This window comes from Arsenophonus sp. ENCA, assembly GCF_002287155.1.
GTDB lineage: Bacteria > Pseudomonadota > Gammaproteobacteria > Enterobacterales > Enterobacteriaceae > Arsenophonus > Arsenophonus nilaparvatae.
Map to the genome: position 1 here is coordinate 1 of NZ_NHNG01000380.1, position 3,191 is coordinate 3,191.

Here is a 3,191-nt window from a genome sequence, read left to right on the forward strand (position 1 = left end):
TCTTGAGCATGAAAGCCGTCGAGCAATCGCACGTATAGACATACCCTGGCGATGTAAAACAGAAATTTCCACTCTGATCTCCAATGTTATCATCGGCAGTACCTTAAAACTGCCATTTTTACTCTTGGTGGATCATTTTTACATTGGTAGCGACAGGCGATCGGATGTGACCGGAACCAGCATTGCTGGCGCAAATAGTGCAAATTGCGTTCAAGCTCCAGCAGATGACTTTGATTAATGCGCATTTTGGTTAAGCGCTGCGCCATTTTCTCGCGCACGGTTTTAAGGCTTTGCTGAAACTGCCTGTTTTCTTCTTCGGTGTTGAGGCTGCCAGCGCCTGCCACCTCCACCAAATCAATCAGGCCGTCGATATAGCTGACCACCATGTCGCTGGCGATGTATTCAGCTAGCGACGTCACCATCGACTCATCGAGACTGAGTGAGGCACTGTCAATCACGTAGCGCAGGATTTGGACGCGGGTGCTGCCAATCAAGGCTGTCTCCTTGTCGGTTAATGCCGCATCGGTGGTGGATTTTTTAAACAGGCTTGACAACAACGTTTGGATTTGTGCTATCATGCCATGGCTGGCGGTCACTGTGGTGTGGTGGTGATTTTGCTCTTCGTTGGCTTTATGCATTGCGTGACATTGTCACAACGATATACCTCCGTTGTGCCACCCTTTAAAATTGCGTCCATTACACTGTCACTTGCACCTAGCCCTGGCAAAACCGATAATTCTCCCAAGTTGCCATAAATCACGGTGCCGACCAGCGACATCATGAGTTCCTTTAATTCCCTATCACTACTTATAAACTGATTGATTTTCTCAAACGCACTCCAGGTTAAGTTGCGATTGCGCGGTATTCGCTTTTTCTCTTCGTCATTGGCATGGTTAAACACTTTATTGCTTTCATTGCCCACGCCACAGCCCTGACGGGACGCTGCCCAATCGGCAAACACACTGTGGTTACCCGCGATATCCTGACAAATATGTTGTGTGTTGGCCTGATTTTTTGGCCACAGTCCACCGATAATGCCTTGTGCTGCCTGACAGGTGGAGATATTGGTGTTGTTAATATCGGTCGCCAGCTTCTGCAGATAATCCTTAACCGCTTTCACTTGCGGCAGTGCGGCTTCTAACGCCAGGTCGAAGGCGTAACCGGCGGCATTACTTAAAATCTGTTTGGCCATCACTTTTATCTGGTCGGAGTTAATGAAGCTAAATGACCCCAGATAGGCATCAATGCCGCCACAACCGGATTTCACTTCGGGTAAGGTGACCGAGATAAGCTGAATTTGCCTGACGGGGTTGCGCAGAAACAGCGAACCACCCGTGAGATAACCTGCTGCCTGTCCTTGCCACGCCGCCGCTTCGGTGACATTTGCCCCACTGCCACTATCGAGTTGCTGGAAGAATTTGTTTAAATCTTCATTGATACCGGCCTGGATTGAGGTACAAAAGAGCGGCAGTGCAATTAATGCGTAACGTTTTTTCACTGCAATACCCCCAATTTTTCAGCAAGCAGAAAAGACTGTTCCAGTCGGTTAACCAAGGCCGTTGCACTCAGCATGCCTTGCGAAACTGGAATAGCGACCAGCGTTTGGGTGTTAACAATAAAATCGGTGGGCGTCACCGGTGGTAACTCGGGGAAAAACTCACTTATCACATCAGGCGTTACCGGTAATACGTTACTAAAGGTACTATCGCCGAGTCCGTCAAAACTGTAGACAAAAACCGGAATAGCCCGTTGCTGTGCGGTTGCATTGTAAGCGTCGTTAAATCCGCACATTTTTTTACTTCTTCTAATTTGCCATCATGTTCATCTCTAAAAATTGAGGAGAAATATCAGATGGGAGTTTACCGTACAGATGATGAATGGCGAGCCATCATTGAAGCTCAGCAATGTTCTGGATTAAATCCAACTCAGTATTGTCGTCAGAATAGGATTACCCGCAGCGCATTCTGCAATGCAAAAAAGCGGCTTTATCCTGTGGAAGAACAGCCCACGCATTTTATTCACGCCATGGCGCCGAATGCTATTATGACCTCCGGGGATGAAAAGTTGACGACTAAAATCTCCACGATAGAGAAGGCACAAACGCATTCGATTATCACCCTGGAGCTGTCTCACTGTACGTTACGGCTGACAAGCGGAATTTCGCCGTGTTGGCTGGCAACCTTCATTCGCGAGATGGCACCATGAAGATGTTTGTCGAAGTGCCGGCCATTTACCTCTATTCAGGTCATGTCGACTTTCGTAAAAGTATCAACGGCCTGTTGCTGATTATCGAGCAGGATATGGCACATTCCCCTTTCGATGAGGCCCTGTTCGTCTTCTGCAACCGACATCGTGACAAGGTAAAAGCCCTTTACTGGGATAAAACCGGTTTCTGTCTCTGGTACAAACGCCTGGAGCAAGATTTTTTCCGTTGGCCTGCTGCCAGTCAAAAAACCTTACAATTGACCGAAGAACAGTGGTACTGGTTGCTCGCTGGTGTCGACCTGGCTAAAATGCGCCTGCACCAACCACTCAACTGCAGGATAGCCAGTTAAATTTTGCGGAGGATTTTGCCGCGGCATGGTAAAGTCACGTCATGAATATCTCGATAGATAACTTACCCAACGATATCAATTTGCTAAAACAGATTATCGTTGATTTTCAGCGCGAAAATCTTCATTGGCAGGAAAAATACCAAATTCTGCTGGAAGAGTTGAATCTTTGCCGCCGAAAACGCTTTGGGCGCAGCGCCGAGCCGCTTTCCCCGCAGGGTGAGGTTTTTAACGAAGCTGAAGTTGAGGCGCATCGACCCGACGGGGCGCCCAGCGATGACGAAGCCTGTGAAACCCAATTATCTGACGTCAATGATAGTATTACGGACGATGCCGTCCCGGATGCAACTGTTCCTTCGCCTGCAAAAAAACGCCGCCCACGACTCCCACCCCATCTGCCGCGTAGGGAAATTATTATTCACCTACCGTCCGGGGAGCAGGCGTGTGATTGCTGCCATCAGCCGATGCACGTGATGGGTGGAGAAGTGCGTGAAGAGCTTGAGTTTATACCCGCTCACGTGCAAGTTACCCGTTATATCCGTGAAAAATACGGCTGTCGATACTGTGAGCAACATGGCACAGAAGGTAGTGTAAAGGTAGCCCCTCCGCCGCCGGCGCTTATCCCTAAGAGTTACGCCA

7 protein-coding genes are annotated in these 3,191 nt (G+C 48.8%); 3 read left to right on the forward strand and 4 right to left on the reverse strand.

From position 1 onward, the window contains the following. From CBG25_RS09940 to CBG25_RS09955, 4 genes are all read right to left on the reverse strand, one after another. A partial coding sequence (locus CBG25_RS09940) for a helix-turn-helix domain-containing protein (protein ID WP_290603829.1) occupies positions 1-93 on the reverse strand: 93 nt, incomplete at its 3' end. Beyond that, positions 90-638 (reverse strand): conjugal transfer protein TraH, encoded by a 549-nt coding sequence (locus CBG25_RS09945; RefSeq protein ID WP_290606394.1) that lies wholly within the window; start codon positions 636-638, stop codon positions 90-92. The genes CBG25_RS09940 and CBG25_RS09945, both read right to left, overlap by 4 nt. Beyond that, positions 593-1,498, reverse strand: a complete 906-nt coding sequence (locus tag CBG25_RS09950; protein WP_290606395.1) for a conjugal transfer protein TraH — start codon at positions 1,496-1,498, stop codon at positions 593-595. The genes CBG25_RS09945 and CBG25_RS09950 overlap by 46 nt, the downstream gene beginning before the upstream one ends. Continuing rightward, the gene (locus CBG25_RS09955; RefSeq protein ID WP_290606396.1) at positions 1,495-1,791 is read right to left on the reverse strand and encodes a hypothetical protein; all 297 of its coding nucleotides are present in this window, start codon (positions 1,789-1,791) and stop codon (positions 1,495-1,497) included. The genes CBG25_RS09950 and CBG25_RS09955 overlap by 4 nt, the downstream gene beginning before the upstream one ends. Positions 1,792-1,851: 60 nt before the next feature. Here CBG25_RS09955 and CBG25_RS09960 point away from each other — a divergent pair, with 60 nt between their 5' ends. The 3 genes from CBG25_RS09960 to CBG25_RS09970 form a co-directional block, all read left to right on the forward strand. Beyond that, positions 1,852-2,205: a hypothetical protein gene (locus CBG25_RS09960; RefSeq protein WP_290606397.1), complete on the forward strand. Its 354-nt coding sequence runs from the start codon at positions 1,852-1,854 to the stop codon at positions 2,203-2,205. After that, the gene (gene tnpB / locus CBG25_RS09965; protein ID WP_290604955.1) at positions 2,202-2,555 is read left to right on the forward strand and encodes an IS66 family insertion sequence element accessory protein TnpB; all 354 of its coding nucleotides are present in this window, start codon (positions 2,202-2,204) and stop codon (positions 2,553-2,555) included. The genes CBG25_RS09960 and tnpB overlap by 4 nt, the downstream gene beginning before the upstream one ends. Positions 2,556-2,596: 41 nt before the next feature. After that, positions 2,597-3,191: IS66 family transposase zinc-finger binding domain-containing protein (locus CBG25_RS09970; RefSeq protein ID WP_290604957.1), on the forward strand; the 595-nt coding region annotated here is incomplete at its 3' end.